This is a genomic window from Rhodanobacter sp. B05, from assembly GCF_002001085.1.
GTDB lineage: Bacteria > Pseudomonadota > Gammaproteobacteria > Xanthomonadales > Rhodanobacteraceae > Rhodanobacter.
Genome location: NZ_MUNU01000019.1, coordinates 170,071 through 183,995, shown reverse-complemented (window position 1 = coordinate 183,995; position 13,925 = coordinate 170,071). Strand labels below are relative to the sequence as shown.

General features: G+C 66.5%; 14 protein-coding genes. 9 read left to right on the top strand and 5 right to left on the bottom strand.

Features of this window, described 5'->3' with window-relative positions; translation table 11 throughout:
- The 7 genes from hisD to hisIE all read left to right on the top strand — a co-directional run bounded on the left by hisD (position 1) and on the right by hisIE (position 6,465).
- On the top strand, positions 1-1,308 hold the full coding sequence (gene hisD / locus B0E47_RS14335; RefSeq protein WP_077515376.1) for a histidinol dehydrogenase: 1,308 nt from the start codon (positions 1-3) through the stop codon (positions 1,306-1,308).
- A complete protein-coding gene (gene hisC / locus B0E47_RS14330) occupies positions 1,305-2,396 on the top strand; it encodes a histidinol-phosphate transaminase (RefSeq protein WP_077514954.1) in 1,092 nt (363 codons plus the stop codon). Before hisD ends, hisC begins: the two co-directional genes overlap by 4 nt.
- Positions 2,397-2,409: 13 nt before the next feature.
- Positions 2,410-3,477 carry a bifunctional histidinol-phosphatase/imidazoleglycerol-phosphate dehydratase HisB gene (gene hisB, locus B0E47_RS14325; protein WP_077514953.1) on the top strand — a complete coding sequence of 356 codons (1,068 nt, stop codon included), beginning with the start codon at positions 2,410-2,412 and terminating at the stop codon, positions 3,475-3,477.
- A gap of 145 nt (positions 3,478-3,622) precedes the next feature.
- Complete coding sequence (hisH, locus tag B0E47_RS14320) at positions 3,623-4,213, top strand: imidazole glycerol phosphate synthase subunit HisH (protein WP_077514952.1); 591 nt, start codon at positions 3,623-3,625, stop codon at positions 4,211-4,213.
- Between the two features lie 8 nt (positions 4,214-4,221).
- A complete protein-coding gene (gene hisA, locus B0E47_RS14315; RefSeq protein WP_077515375.1) occupies positions 4,222-4,953 on the top strand; it encodes a 1-(5-phosphoribosyl)-5-[(5-phosphoribosylamino)methylideneamino]imidazole-4-carboxamide isomerase in 732 nt (243 codons plus the stop codon).
- Entirely contained in the window at positions 4,947-5,732 is a 786-nt protein-coding gene (hisF, locus tag B0E47_RS14310) for an imidazole glycerol phosphate synthase subunit HisF (protein WP_077514951.1), read from the top strand. Before hisA ends, hisF begins: the two co-directional genes overlap by 7 nt.
- Positions 5,733-5,835: 103 nt before the next feature.
- Positions 5,836-6,465, top strand: coding sequence for a bifunctional phosphoribosyl-AMP cyclohydrolase/phosphoribosyl-ATP diphosphatase HisIE (hisIE, locus tag B0E47_RS14305; protein WP_077514950.1), 630 nt, complete (start codon positions 5,836-5,838; stop codon positions 6,463-6,465).
- Between the two features lie 197 nt (positions 6,466-6,662).
- Here the strand turns inward: hisIE and B0E47_RS14300 are convergent, their stop codons facing one another.
- The 5 genes from B0E47_RS14300 to B0E47_RS14280 all read right to left on the bottom strand — a co-directional run bounded on the left by B0E47_RS14300 (position 6,663) and on the right by B0E47_RS14280 (position 11,298).
- Positions 6,663-7,409, bottom strand: a complete 747-nt coding sequence (locus B0E47_RS14300) for a sulfotransferase family protein (RefSeq protein ID WP_077514949.1) — start codon at positions 7,407-7,409, stop codon at positions 6,663-6,665.
- A complete protein-coding gene (locus B0E47_RS14295) occupies positions 7,406-8,332 on the bottom strand; it encodes an aminotransferase class IV (RefSeq protein WP_077514948.1) in 927 nt (308 codons plus the stop codon). Before B0E47_RS14295 ends, B0E47_RS14300 begins: the two co-directional genes overlap by 4 nt.
- A 134-nt stretch (positions 8,333-8,466) precedes the next feature.
- Positions 8,467-9,291, bottom strand: coding sequence for a hypothetical protein (locus B0E47_RS14290; RefSeq protein ID WP_077514947.1), 825 nt, complete (start codon positions 9,289-9,291; stop codon positions 8,467-8,469).
- A gap of 214 nt (positions 9,292-9,505) precedes the next feature.
- Positions 9,506-10,642: an MBL fold metallo-hydrolase gene (locus tag B0E47_RS14285; RefSeq protein WP_077514946.1), complete on the bottom strand. Its 1,137-nt coding sequence runs from the start codon at positions 10,640-10,642 to the stop codon at positions 9,506-9,508.
- Between the two features lie 92 nt (positions 10,643-10,734).
- Complete coding sequence (locus B0E47_RS14280; RefSeq protein ID WP_077514945.1) at positions 10,735-11,298, bottom strand: hypothetical protein; 564 nt, start codon at positions 11,296-11,298, stop codon at positions 10,735-10,737.
- A 73-nt stretch (positions 11,299-11,371) separates the two neighbouring features.
- Here B0E47_RS14280 and B0E47_RS14275 point away from each other — a divergent pair, with 73 nt between their 5' ends.
- Both B0E47_RS14275 and B0E47_RS14270 read left to right on the top strand, forming a co-directional pair.
- On the top strand, positions 11,372-11,965 hold the full coding sequence (locus tag B0E47_RS14275; protein WP_077514944.1) for a TMEM175 family protein: 594 nt from the start codon (positions 11,372-11,374) through the stop codon (positions 11,963-11,965).
- Positions 11,966-12,136: 171 nt separating this feature from the next.
- A complete protein-coding gene (locus tag B0E47_RS14270) occupies positions 12,137-13,909 on the top strand; it encodes a TIR domain-containing protein (RefSeq protein WP_077514943.1) in 1,773 nt (590 codons plus the stop codon).
- Positions 13,910-13,925 lie beyond the last annotated feature (16 nt).

Below are 13,925 nucleotides of genomic sequence, written 5' to 3'. Positions count from 1 at the left end.
ATGAAGAGACTGGACTGGAATGCCCTGGATGAAACGGCCCGGCGCGAGGCGCTCGCGCGCCCGGCGCAGTCGCGCGCGGACGCATTGCGCCACGGTGTCGAGCAGATCATCGTCGGCGTGCGCGAACGTGGCGACGCGGCGTTGCGCGAACTCAGCGCGAAGTACGATCGCTGCGCGCTGGACGCGATCGCGGTGGACGAGGCCGAATTCGTTGCGGCCGAAGCCGCACTCGATCCCGCGCTGAAGGCGGCGATCCGCGAAGCCGCGGAACGCATCGAGCTGTTCCACCGGGCCACCGCGCCCCGACCCGTGGCGGTCGATACCGCACCCGGCGTGCGGGTGGAACGGATGCTGCGCCCGATCGGCCGGGTCGGCCTGTACGTGCCGGCCGGCAGTGCACCGCTGCCGTCGACCGCGCTGATGCTGGGTGTGCCGGCGCAGATCGCCGGTTGCCGCGAAGTGGTGTTGTGCTCGCCGGCGCGCGCCGATGGTCGCTGCGATGAGGCGGTGCTGTATGCCGCGCGGCTTACCGGTGTGCACCAGGTCTTCAAGCTTGGTGGCGCGCAGGCGATCGCGGCGATGGCGTACGGCACCGGTAGTGTGCCGAAGTGCGACAAGCTGTTCGGTCCGGGCAATGCCTGGGTCACCGAGGCGAAGCTGCAGGTCTCGTCCGATCCGGATGGTGCGGCGATCGACATGCCGGCCGGTCCGTCCGAAGTGCTGGTGATTGCCGATGCCGCGGCGAACCCGGTGTTCGTCGCTGCCGACCTGCTGTCGCAGGCTGAGCACGGGCCGGATTCGCAGGTGCTCCTGCTGAGCCCGTCGGCGGAACTGCTGGACAGGGCGGCCGCGGAAGTCGAGCGGCAGTGTGCGACGCTGCCACGCGGCGCGATCGCCAGCCAGGCGCTGGCGCAAAGTCGGCTGATCGCGGTCGAATCGCTGGCGCAGGCGGTCGAGGTCAGCAACCGCTACGCGCCCGAGCATTTGATCCTGCAGGTCGCCGCCCCGCGCGAACTGCTCGATGGCATCGACAGCGCCGGCTCGATCTTCCTCGGCCAATGGACGCCTGAGTCGGTTGGCGACTACTGCAGCGGCAGCAACCACGTGCTGCCGACCTACGGTTACGCGCGCAGCTACAGCGGCGTGTCGGTGGCCAGTTACCAGAAGCAGATCAGCGTGCAGGAAGTCTCCGCTGCAGGACTGCGCAACATCGGTCCCTGTACGGCGACGCTGGCCGCGGCCGAACAACTGGAAGCACACCGCCGTGCGGTGACCTTGCGCCTGGCGGCGCTGGAGGCGACAGCATGAACGTGCTCGATCTGGCACGGCCCGAGATCCGCGCGATGCAGGCGTATTCGTCCGCCCGCATGGAAGCCGGCGGTGGTGAGATCTGGCTCAACGCGAACGAATCGCCATGGGCACCTTCGGGCGACGGTGGCACGGGCTGCAATCGCTATCCCGAGCCGCAGCCGCCGGAGCTGGTCGAAGCCCTTGCCGCGATGTATGGCGTGCAGCGTGAACAGGTGCTGGTCACCCGCGGCAGCGACGAGGCGATCGACCTGCTGGTGCGCGCATTCTGCCGCGCCGGCGAGGACGCGATCCTGATCCAGCCGCCTACCTTCGGCATGTATGCCATCTACGCACAGATCCAGAACGCCGCCGTGATCGAAGTGCCGCTGGCACACGATTTCAGCGTGGACGTGGATACGCTGCTGGCCGCACTCACTCCCGCGGTCAAGCTGACTTTCGTATGCACGCCGAACAATCCGAGCGGGCAGCGCGTGCCGCGTGCCAGCATCGAGCGGCTGGCCCAGTCACTGCAAGGTCGTTCCGTGCTGGTGGTCGACGAGGCATATGTCGAGTTCGACGATCAAGTCAGCGTGGTCGACCTGATCGATCGCCACGACAACCTCGCTGTTTTGCGCACGCTGTCCAAGGCCTGGGCGCTGGCTGGAGCACGGGTGGGCTGCGTGCTGGCGAACGCGGCGGTGACCGGGCTGCTGCGCCGGATCATTGCGCCGTATCCATTGCCACGCCCCTGCGTCGCGGCGGCACTTGCCGTGCTGTCGGCGGAGGGACAGGCAGCAACGCGAGCTCATCTGGAGACCATCCGTACGCAACGGACCCGGATGCAGCAGGCCTTGCGCGCCGTGCCTGGCGTGCGCCAAGTGCTGCCCTCGTGGACCAACTTCCTCGCCGTGCGCTTTGACAACGCCGGTGCCGTCTATCAGCGCCTGCTCGCCGCCGGCATCGTGGTGCGCGACACCCGTCGTTACCCGAACCTCGGCGATGCGCTGCGCATCACCATGGGCACACCCGCGGAGAACGACAAGGTGCTGGCGGTCCTGAGGAATGCGACCACGAATGCTCAAGGTCTTGCCGAGGGATCGACATGAACGAGGGATCGACATGAACAAGCGCAAGCTTCTTTTCGTCGACCGCGACGGCTGCCTGATCGAGGAGCCTGCCGATCAGCAGATCGACAGCTACACCAAGCTGGCCTTGCTGCCCGGCGTGATCGCCGCGCTGCAGCGTTTTGTCGCGGCTGGCTACGAACTGGTGATGGTGACCAACCAGGATGGCCTGGGCACCGACAGTTTTCCGGAAGCCGACTTCAGAGGCCCGCACGAGCTGCTGCTCGGCATCCTCGGTTCGCAAGGCATCCGCTTTCGCGAAGTGCTGATCGACCGCAGCCTCCCGCACGAAGGGCTGGACACGCGCAAGCCTGGCATCGGCCTGGTGCGTCACTACCTGGCCGATGACAGCTGGAGCCGCGCGGCCTCGGCGATGGTCGGTGACCGCGAGACCGACCTGCAGTTCGCCGCCAACCTCGGTGTGCGCGGGTTGCGTGTCGGCCCGCAAGGCGCGACCTGGAGCGAGCTGACGCACCAGTTGCTGGACGCGCCGCGCATGGCGACGGTGGTGCGCCATACCAAGGAAACCCGCATCACGGTCAACGTGGACCTGGACAAGGTGGCCGAGCCGAAGGCGCACACCGGCCTGGGCTTCTTCGACCACATGCTGGAGCAGATCGGCAAGCACGGCGGCTTCGCGCTGGAACTGCACTGCGACGGCGACACGCATATCGACGAGCACCACACCATTGAGGACTGCGCGCTGGCGCTGGGCCAGGCGTTGAAGCAGGCGCTGGGCGACAAGCGCGGCATCGACCGCTATGGCTTCACCCTGCCGATGGACGAGTCGCAGGCCAGCGCGGCGCTGGATCTGTCCGGCCGTCCGTACTTCGTGTTTGAGGGCAGCTTCCCGCGCGAGCGGGTGGGCGAGGTGCCAACCGAACTGGTGCCGCATTTTTTCCGCTCGCTGTGCGAGACGCTGGGCGCAAACCTGCACCTCACGGTGCGCGGCGACAATGCGCACCACATGGTCGAGGCCTGCTTCAAGGTCGTCGCGCGCACGCTGCAGCAGGCGATCCGCCGTGAAGGCAGCGAGCTGCCCAGCACCAAGGGCACGCTGTGATGTCAGCCACCCAACCCGTCGTAGGAGCCCGCTTGCGGGCGATGCCCTCCCACGTGGTGGGTAGGGAAGCATCGCCCGCAAGCGGGCTCCTACGAGTGTCAATGCAAACTTCATTGACGCGGGCTTTCTGCCAAAGAGTGAGCCCGTGAGCGTGGTCCTGGTCGATGCCGGCGGCACCAATATCGGCTCGGTGCGCTATGCGTTGCAGCGGCTCGGCGTGGATGCCGCGCTGACCGCGGACGCCGCGACGATCCGCGCCGCCGACAAGGTGGTCCTGCCCGGCGTGGGCGCAGCCGGCCCGGGCATGGCGCGGCTGCGCGAACTGGACCTGGTCGAGCTGCTGCGTTCGCTGACCCAGCCGGTGCTCGGTGTCTGCCTCGGCATGCAGTTGCTGTGCGCGCATTCGGAGGAGGGTGATGTCGCATGCCTTGGATTGATCCCGGCACCGGTGCGCCGTTTCACCGGGGCGCCAGGTCTGCGCGTGCCACACATGGGCTGGAACCGCGTCACCGCGCGGCGCGAACATCCCTTGCTCGCCGGCCTGGGCGACGACGAGCAAGCGTACTTCGTGCACAGTTACGCGGTACCGACGGGCGACTGGACGCTGGCCAGCAGCGATTACGGCGAGCCGTTCTCCGCGGTGATCGCACGCGACAACTTCCACGGCATGCAATTCCATCCCGAGCGCTCGGCCGTGGTCGGCGCGAAGCTCCTAAAGAATTTTCTCGACCTATGACGGCCTCGATGAGGAATTTTGACGTCATCCCCGCGATCGACCTGCGTGGCGGCCAGGTAGTGCGCCTGAAGCAGGGCGACTACGCGCAACAGACCACCTACGCCAGCGATCCGCGCAGCGTCGCCACACGTTACGCGCGAGCGGGCGCGACCTGGCTGCATCTGGTCGATCTGGATGGTGCGCGCTCCGGCCAGCTCGACAACCTCGCGGTGATCGCCGCGATCTCTGCCGACGGCATGGCGATCCAGGCCGGTGGCGGCGTGCGCGAGGAAGCCGATCTGCAACGTCTGTTCGACGCCGGCGTGCAGCGCGTGGTGCTGGGCAGCGTGGCGATCCGCGATCCCGAACGCGTCGCTGGCTGGCTGGCGACCTACGGTGCCGAGCGATTGACCCTCGCCCTGGACACGCGTCGCCTCGACGGCCGCTGGACCTTGCCCAGCGCCGGCTGGACCGAAGTCGAAACACGCACCCTGGACGAACTGGCCCCGTGGTACGCCGCGCGCGGTGCGCGCCACCTGTTGTGCACCGACATCGACCGCGACGGCATGCTGGCCGGCTTCAACCTCGACCTGTATAGGCACCTCGCCGATAGCGTGCCGCAGCTGGCCGTGCAGGCTTCCGGTGGCGTGCGTTCGCTGGATGATATCCGCGCGGCGCGCGAGGCCGGTGCGCAGGGCGTGATCCTGGGGCGCGCGCTGCTGGAAGGGCGCTTCACCGTGGAAGAGGCACTCGCATGCTGAGCCGCCGCATCATCCCCTGCCTCGACGTGCGCGACGGCCAGGTGGTCAAGGGCGTGCGCTTCCGCGACCACGTGGTGATGGGCGAGATCGTCGAGCTGGCGCTGCGCTATCGCGACGAAGGCGCCGACGAGCTGGTGTTCTACGACATCACCGCCAGCCCGGAGGGTCGCAGCGTGGATCGCGCGTGGGTGGAGAAGGTCGCCCGCGTGATCGACATCCCGTTCTGCGTCGCCGGCGGCATTCGCTCGGTCGACGAGGCGCGCGCCGTGCTGCATGCCGGCGCCGACAAGATCTCGGTGAATTCGCCCGCGCTCGAACGCCCCGCCTTGATCGACGAACTCGCCGCCGCGTTCGGCGTGCAGTGCGTGGTGGTCGGCATCGACTCGCTGCGCGATGTCGACGGCGAGTGGCGCGTGCGCCAGTACACAGGCGATCCATCGAAAACCAAGGCGCTGCGCCGTCGAACGCTGGACTGGATGGCTGAGGCCCAGCAACGCGGCGCCGGCGAAATCGTGCTGAACTGCATGGGCAGCGACGGTGTGCGCAGCGGCTACGATCTCGAACAGTTGTCGGCAGCCCGCGCGATCTGTCACGTGCCGCTGATCGCCTCCGGCGGTGCGGGCGAACCGGAGCACTTCCGCGACGCCTTCGTCGACGCCGACGTGGACGGTGCGCTGGCCGCCAGCGTGTTCCACTCCGGCGCCATCGCGATCCCCGCACTCAAGCGGTATCTGCAGGGGTGGGGAATACCGATGAGAGAAGTGAGGGAAGAGAAATGAAGAGCGAGAGAAAGCAGCAGAACCGTGGCGGAGTGGCAGATTGGATGCCTTCTCTCACTTCTCACTCCTCTCTACTCACTCCTCGCCTCCGGGAGATCAGCCAATGACCACGGCACTCGCAACCAACCCCGCGGCTCCCGACTGGGCCAAAGATCCTTCCGGCCTGCTGCCGGCGATCGTGCAGCACTGGCGCAGCGGCGAAGTGCTGATGCTCGGCTACATGAATGCCGAAGCTCTGGCTGAAACACAGCGCAGCGGCCACGTTACCTTCTACAGCCGCAGCAAGCAGCGCCTGTGGACCAAGGGCGAAAGCTCAGGTCATGTGCTGGTGCTGAAATCGATTCGCATCGACTGCGATGCCGACACCTTGCTGATCCAGGCCGATCCACACGGCCCGACCTGCCATACCGGCACCTCCAGTTGCTTCGGCGATAGCGCCGACGTGCGCCCGCCGCTGGGTTTCCTCGCCGAACTCGATGCGCTGGTCGCGCAACGCCATGCCGAACGGCCCGAAGGCAGCTACACCACCAGGCTGTTCGACGGCGGCATCCGCCGCATTGCGCAAAAGGTGGGCGAGGAGGGCGTGGAGACCGCGCTGGCGGCGGTGGTGCAGGGCGATGAGGAGTTGCTGGGTGAGGCGGCGGATCTGGTGTTTCATCTCACCGTGGCGTTGAGGGCGCGGGGGATGTCGCTGGGAGATGTGGCGAGAGTGTTGGCGGAGCGGCATCGCTGAGGGTGAACGCATCGCCGGAGGCAATCTCCGGCAGGTCGAGCCGGTCTGTCCCGCTGCGGAAGCGAACCGGGTGCCCTGTTGCTGCCGGGGACAATTTCCACGGCGGAGCCCGGGATGCGTGCAGCAGCGGCACGCCCTTGCGCGGACGCTTCGATGTGGCCCGAAAGCTCGTAGACGCGGTTCTATCCGTGACCTTGTCAGGATGCAGCCAGCCGGTGCGGTGACAGCTTGTCGTAGTGCGCCTGGCACTGCTCGACCAGCCCGCGCTGGAATGCGCTCAGCTTGACCACGTGCTCGCGCCACGGCGCGAAGCCGGTCGAGCGTTCCACCGCTGCGTACCAGTGCGGTGCCCACACGCCGTCGCTGGCGCGCGGGCCGCGTGGCCACCGCAGCATGCGCGGGCTGAAGGCGATGCCCAGGCGTGTACACAGGTTGCCCAGGACGGCCGCGGGATTCTTCAGCACATCGCTGGCGTCGATCACCGGAGGTGCGGCGCCAAGCCGGTCGCAGACGTGGTCGAACAGGCGCGCCTGTTGCGCAAAGCCGAGTTCCCACGCGGCGGCATCGGGGCGCTGGATGGTGAACGAGGCGACCACCGCCGCCGGTTCGCGGATCAGGAAGCAGTTGCTGACCTGGTCGAGCCAGTCCAGCGGCATCTCCGGCAGCATGTGCTGGGTCATGTGCTTCTGATACCAGATCGATCGGTCGCCCGGGATCGGGCCGGTCAGCATGGCGGCAACATCGGCCGCGTCGTTGTCCTGCGTGGCGATCACCTCGTCGCGCCCCGGATGCTGCACGCCGGTGGCGAGCAGGTAGTGCGCGTAGAACGGCTCGTCGATGACGGCGGTGTCCTCGCGATTTTCCCAGGCACGCATCATCGCGGTGGAGATATTGCGCGGACCCGACCACATCGCGACGCGCAAGCCAGCGCGCGCCGGACTCATACGCGGGGTTCCGACCGGCTTTCCGCCTTCACCAGCTCCATGTACAGCTGTTGCAACCGCGCCACCATCGGTCCGCGCCCGCCGTCGCCCATGCGGCGGCCATCGATCTCGCTGGCCGGCACCACGCCGGCGAAGGTGCCGGTGACGAAGGCTTCATCGGCACCGTGGACATCGGTGAGGCTGAAGTTTTTCTCGAACACCGGAATGCCGTTGGCGCGGCACAAGCGGATCACGTTGGCGCGGGTGATGCCGCCCAGGCAGTAGTCGCCGCTGGAAGTCCACACCTCGCCGCGCCGCACGATGAAGAAATGGGTGGAGTTGCAGGTGGCCACGAAGCCGTGCGGGTCGAGCATCAGCGCCTCGTCGTAGCCGGCCTTCTGCGCCTGGATGCAGGCGAGGATGCAATTGAGCTTGGAGTGGCTGTTGAGTTTCGGATCCTGCACGTCGGGCGCGCCGCGGCGTACATGCACGGTGAACAGGCGGATGCCTTGCTCGACCGTGGCCGGCAGCGGCTGCTTGTATTCGGGGATGATGACGACGGTTGCGGCGCCGATCACGAAGCGCGGATCCTGGTGCGGCGTGGCCTTGATGCCACGCGTCACCATCAACCGGATATGCACGTCCGAATGCATGCCGTTGGCACGCAGGGTGTCGACGATGCGTTGGGTCAACTGTTCGCGGTCGAGACCGATGTCGAGATCGATCGCGCAGGCACCTTCATATAGTCGATCCAGGTGCTGGTCGAGGAAGGGCAGGCCGCCGTCATGCAGGCGCAGCCCCTCCCACACGCCGTCGCCGAGCACAAAGCCGCTGTCGAATACCGACACGCGTGCCTCGTGGCGCGGGAACAATTCGCCGTTGACGCTGATCCGGATCGTTTCGTTGCGCGGATCGCTCTGGTAGTCGTGGGTGCCTTTGCTCATGGGTATGCCTCGCCGGGACAACATTCAGCGTAACCGTTCCGATGGGCTGCTGCTGCACCGAGGGCGGCATGAGCGGCGCACCGCGACCCGCTGCGAGCTGGCTCCGGCCCGACGTGAAGCCTGCGGATTGCCGCTCAGCCCAGCGGCAACTGGCTGTCGGCCCGCTCCGGCGAAACCACCAGCTGGGTATATTTCGGATGCGCGAAATCGTGGAAAGCGAACATCCGGCCCTGCCACTTTTCCCAGCGATGCCGGTGCACCCGCAGTTGTTCGACAAGGCAGAGCTTGCGTTCGGCCGAGCGCTCGTTGAATTCGCGGATCGCCAGCAACTCGCCGACGTAGGGATTCATGCAGCCGAGGTCGTTGGTGGTGACGTCATCGAAATAGCAGTGGACGCGCGGCAAATGGGTGGACGCCGTACCGCTGAAAATCTGCAGCGCGGCAACCGTGGCGCTGTAGTAATCCAGGTCGAACGCCACGAAGCCGACCGGCGCGTGCGACTGGCCGATCCATGCGGCGGTCGTGTCGCGCACGTCGCCGAGCACCAGTTCGGCGCCGGACAGTTGCCCGCGCAGCTTGTCCACGTCCATGCGGTAGAAGCCCGGACCCCAGATATGCGGCAGATCGCGGTAGTCCACCGGGGCGGGCATGCCGGCGCCGCTGTCGAAGCCGAACACATCGATGGCCACGCCGGTCTCGCGGGAGATTTCGCTGGCGGCGTGTTCCAGCGCCACCAGCCCGCGACCGCCGGCGACACCGAACTCGATCGCCGAGATGCGCCCGATATCCAGCGCGGCGGCCAGCGTCGCAGCCCAGAACAGCCCGTAGGCATAGTGCGGATAGGGAAAGATGCCGTAGTCGACGCGGGTACGCAGCGACCCGAGCGGCATGCGGTTCCAGAGCTTGAGAAAGAACGGAAGCCGCGTCAGCTGCAGCAGCATCTGGTTCCGGGCGCTCATGTCACAGACCCCCTGGCAGAGGAGGCGAACGCAAAAGCCGCTGCGGGCAGGCAGGGCGTGACGTCGCGCCACGAGGGCATACTACAACCATGCTCGAGGAGACCGGCAACAGGTAAACGGCTGGTCCGTCACCGCCCTGCGCGGGGCGGAATCATCCAGGCGCGGCGATGGTCCAACGTCCTGGCAGGCGCTTTCGCCAGCCCCCGCGAGCGGCTCAGTCGAGCGGCCATGGCACCGATCCCGCGAGGTATTCGGCCGTGGATGCCTCGACGGGATCGGGTTCGATCCCACGGGTCTGGGCGATCTCTTCGCCACGGCGCCACCATGGCGTGACTGGCCGCCGCTGCACGGGTTCGATGGCCTCGCCGAGCCGCGGCAACAGCAGGTGCGCCCGTTGCGGATCTACCAGCGAGAGCAGGGTCTCCACCGGTTCGTCCCAGGCGTGGGTGGACAGGGCGAACGTTCCCCAGTGCACCGGCATCAGCACGCCGCCGCCGAGCATCTCGTGGGCCGTCAGTGCATTCGCCGGACCGAGGTGGATGTCGCCCCACGACGGATGGAACGCACCGACTTCCAGCATCACCAGATCGAACGGGCCGAGTCGGTCGCGAATGGTCTGATACTCGCGGGTGAGGCCGGTATCGCCGCTGAAGAAGACGCTGTGCCGTTCGCCCTGCATGACCAGCGACGACCACAGCGTGAGGTTGCGATCCTTCAGGCCGCGCCCGGAAAAATGTTGCGACGGGGCGGCCGTAATGGTCAGCCCCGTGCCCGGCACCTGGTGGGTTTGCCACCAGGCCAGCTCGGTGATGCGCGCGGGCGCAATGCCCCAGGCTTCGAGATGGGCGCCGACGCCGAGCGAGGTGACGAAGGGGACATCCGACTTCGCCAGCGCACGGATGGTCGGGTAGTCCAGGTGGTCGTAGTGGTCGTGCGAGATCACCACCGCATCGACGGCGGGCAGATCGCGCAGGCTGACCGGCACTGGCTGGAAGCGCTTCGGGCCGAGCAGGGTGAACGGCGAGGCACGCTGGCCCCACACCGGATCGGTCAGCACGCGCCAGCCATCGATCTCCAGCAGCACGGTGGAATGGCCCAGCCAGGTGACGCGCAGTCCGCTGGCCGGCGCTTTCAACCATATGCCGCGAGGATCTTCCGCAGGCAGCGGCGCCGGCGGGGTGCGATACGCATCGCCGCAGACGAAGTCGCGCAGGGTGGGGCGCGGTGCGGACAGGTCGCGCAAACCAGGCAGCACCGGATGGATGTTGCGCAGCCGCTCGCCGTCCCATAATGGCAGGTCGTGCAGCCGCTCCAGACGTTCGCCCTGGGCCGGCTTGCCGAAAGATCGCATGGGGCTGCTCCTGTGACTGGCGTGGCGTTCCTCGGGAATATGCTCCGCGCCTGCGCAAATCAAGGGCCCGGCGACGCCATGCCAGGCTCCTGTCAGTGCAGGTGGGCAAACAGGGCGGCTATATACGCGATGATGAGGATGGTGCTGAAGGGCACCAGCGCCTTGTGGCACCACTCGCGGGAACTCAATGCCCCGAACAGCGAGCCGGCGATGAAGGTGAGCTGGAAGCCCAGATTGAGCGGCGCCGGCAGCGTGCCGTTGAGAATCGCTTCCTTGCCGATGCTGATCACCAGCAGCAAGATCAGCAGGCTGAAGAACCAGCGGTGGTTTTCGTAGTAGTGGGTGCGCAGGTCGACCGATCCCTCGATGCCGATGTCGGGCAATACCAGGCCGGCCAGCAGGTACAGCGGAACGGTCTGCGCCAGCACGGTGGCGAAGCCGAGAAAGCTCCATTCATGCCGGAAGCGCAGGTCGTACATCGCCCACCATACCTGCACGTCGAGCAACAGCAGCAGGATGGCCCAGGCGATGCTCGGCCAGTAGCTGCGAACGCGCGAGCGGGCCAGCATCAGGCCACGAAAACCCTGCAGCACCTGGGTGATCGCCAGGCCCAGGATGATTGACAGCAGCACGGAGAGGTAGCTGAATGCGTCCATGGTTCCATCTTGTTCGGGAGGGGGCGGGTGTTCGAGGGATCGGTCGACCAACACTAAATGGTGAGGGTAGCGGATGGGCAAGGGCAGGCTCGAAGCATTCAGCGATGGTGTCATCGCGATCATCATCACGATCATGGTGCTGGAGCTCAAGGTGCCGGCCGGGCACACGCTGGGTGACCTGCTGCCGCTTGCCCCGGTGCTGCTCGGTTACGTGTTGAGTTTCGTCTACGTCGGCATCTACTGGAACAATCATCACCACATGCTGTTTCCCTGCCATCGGGTGTCGGGTGCCGCACTGTGGGCGAATCTGCATCTGCTGTTCTGGCTGTCGCTGTTCCCGTTCACCACCGCCTGGATGGGCGAAAGCTACCTGGCCGCGCCGCCGACCGTGGCCTATGGCGTGGTGTTGCTGATGGCGGCGATTGCGTACTGGATTCTTCAGCAGACCCTGATCGCGGCGGACGGCGCCGGTTCGGTGCTGCGGCAGGCGATCGGTTCGGACTGGAAGGGCAAGCTTTCGCCGGTGCTCTACGTGACGGGCATCGTGCTGGCGTTCTGGCGGCCGTGGGCGGCGCAGCTGCTGTATGCGCTGACCGCGCTGCTGTGGCTGATCCCGGACCGGCGCATCGAGGGCGTGATCCACGGCGCGGCCGGCGAAGGCGGATGAGTTCGTGTCGGGGCGACCGGTTTCGCCGGCTGGGTATGGTGCGGTCGTCTGCCGGTCACTGCAGTTTGGAGCGATGAAATGGCCGGCCGCCATTGCGCGCATCTCCTGCAACGCGGGGGTATGCTTGAAACTTGAGGCGGTGCGACCGGTTCGCATCGAGGGTTGAGCAGCATGGCTGACGTTTTTGTCTCCTACGCCCGCAGCGACAAGCAACGGGTTGCGCCGCTGGTCGCTGCGATCGAGGCGAAAGGCTGGTCAGTCTGGTGGGATCCCGAGATTGCACCGGGGCAGGAGTTCGATGACCGGATCGAGGCAGAAATCGATGCGGCCCGGGCCGTGCTGGTGGTCTGGACCCCGACCTCGGTAGCTTCCCGCTGGGTGCGCGGCGAGGCCCGCGAAGCCGCCGAGCGCGGCATCCTTGTACCGGTGCGGTTCGAGCAGGCGCGCCTGCCGCTGGACGTTCGCGCCATCCACACCACCGACCTCGACGGCTGCGGCGAAGATCCCGCGAGTGCACCGGTACAGGAGTTCCTGCGCGCGCTTGGCACCATGATCGCGCATACGCAAGCGGCGCAACCGACCAGGCAAGGCGATGCTTCGGCGTCTTCGTCGGTCGACAAGGACGCAGCGCGCTGGACGATATGCGTGCTGCCGTTTGCCAACATGAGTGGTGATCCGGAACAGGAGTATTTCAGCGACGGCATCACCGAGGACATCATCACCGACCTGAGCAAGGTCTCCGCGCTGGGCGTCATCTCGCGCAACAGCGCCTTCATGTACAAGGGCAGGCACGTCGACATTCCCAAGGTCGCACGTGAACTCAAGGTCAGCCACGTACTGGAAGGCAGCGTGCGCAAGGCCGGCGGCCGGTTGCGGATCAACGCACAGCTGATCGACGGCAGCAGCAACAATCACGTCTGGGCCGAGCGCTACGACCGTGACTCCAATGACATTTTTGCGCTGCAGGACGAGATCTCCGAGGCCATCGTCAAGGCGCTGAAGCTGCGGCTGCTGCCCGCGGAGAAGCAGGCGATCGTGCGCCGCGGCACCGACAGTCCGGAAGCGCACAATCTCTACCTGATGGCGCGGCAGAGCTATATCACCGGTCAGGAGATGGAGGCGCGTTCGGCGGAGGCGATCGTGCGCCTGTGCACGCGTGCCACCGAAATCGACCCCCGCTATGCCCAGGCCTGGGCCTTGATGGCGGTCGGCTACCACAAGTTGCGCGTGGTGAATGGTGGCAATTCGGGTGACAGCCTCGCGGCGGCGGAACGCGCGCTGGCGTTGGACCCCCGCCTCACCGAGGCGCATGCGATCAAGGCCCAGGTGCTGTTGCAGGATGGCAAGGCCGATACCGCCGCGACCGAAGTCGCCAGCGCACTCGAACTGGATCCGGAATCCTACGAGGCCAATCGCTCGGCGGGTCGCCTGAGCTACCAACTCCACCGCTACGGGGACGCCATTCGCCATTATGAAAAGGCGGTCAGGCTGATGGACGTCGACATCAATTCGGCGATGATGTTGATCGCCTGCTACACCGCGGTCGGCGATGACGCCAACGCTCACCGGGTCGCGCAACTGGCGCTCCAGCGTACCGAACCCGCCCTGGCCCAGGACCCCTACAACTCCAGCGTTGCGGCCTACAGTGCCTATGCACTGGCGACCTTGGGCGAGGCCGAGCGTGCCAAGGCCCGCATGGAGCGCACGCTGCTGATCGATCCCGACAACTTCAACATGCGCTACAACTTCGTGTGTGCGTTGAGCGTGCATTTGAAAGAGAAGGAAGCCGCACTGAACATGCTCGGCCCGTTGTTCGAAAATATGTCGGAAAGCTTCCTGGAATACGTCAAGGGCGATCCGGATCTCGACCTGCTGCGCGGCGATCCGCGCTACCAGGCCATGATCGAGGCGATCGAATTGCGGCTCGCCACGCAGACCGGGTGAAGGCTCGGCGCCGCCG

Excerpts from the sequence above, each read along its gene's own strand:
- hisD (WP_077515376.1), top strand. The coding sequence starts at position 1 with ATGAAGAGACTGGACTGGAATGCCCTGGATGAAACGGCCCGGCGCGAG.
- hisC (WP_077514954.1), top strand. The coding sequence starts at position 1,305 with ATGAACGTGCTCGATCTGGCACGGCCCGAGATCCGCGCGATGCAGGCG.
- hisB (WP_077514953.1), top strand. The coding sequence starts at position 2,410 with ATGAACAAGCGCAAGCTTCTTTTCGTCGACCGCGACGGCTGCCTGATC.
- hisA (WP_077515375.1), top strand. The coding sequence starts at position 4,222 with ATGAGGAATTTTGACGTCATCCCCGCGATCGACCTGCGTGGCGGCCAG.
- hisF (WP_077514951.1), top strand. The coding sequence starts at position 4,947 with ATGCTGAGCCGCCGCATCATCCCCTGCCTCGACGTGCGCGACGGCCAG.
- hisIE (WP_077514950.1), top strand. The coding sequence starts at position 5,836 with ATGACCACGGCACTCGCAACCAACCCCGCGGCTCCCGACTGGGCCAAA.
- B0E47_RS14300 (WP_077514949.1), bottom strand. The coding sequence starts at position 7,409 with ATGAGTCCGGCGCGCGCTGGCTTGCGCGTCGCGATGTGGTCGGGTCCG.
- B0E47_RS14295 (WP_077514948.1), bottom strand. The coding sequence starts at position 8,332 with ATGAGCAAAGGCACCCACGACTACCAGAGCGATCCGCGCAACGAAACG.
- B0E47_RS14290 (WP_077514947.1), bottom strand. The coding sequence starts at position 9,291 with ATGAGCGCCCGGAACCAGATGCTGCTGCAGCTGACGCGGCTTCCGTTC.
- B0E47_RS14285 (WP_077514946.1), bottom strand. The coding sequence starts at position 10,642 with ATGCGATCTTTCGGCAAGCCGGCCCAGGGCGAACGTCTGGAGCGGCTG.
- B0E47_RS14280 (WP_077514945.1), bottom strand. The coding sequence starts at position 11,298 with ATGGACGCATTCAGCTACCTCTCCGTGCTGCTGTCAATCATCCTGGGC.
- B0E47_RS14275 (WP_077514944.1), top strand. The coding sequence starts at position 11,372 with ATGGGCAAGGGCAGGCTCGAAGCATTCAGCGATGGTGTCATCGCGATC.
- B0E47_RS14270 (WP_077514943.1), top strand. The coding sequence starts at position 12,137 with ATGGCTGACGTTTTTGTCTCCTACGCCCGCAGCGACAAGCAACGGGTT.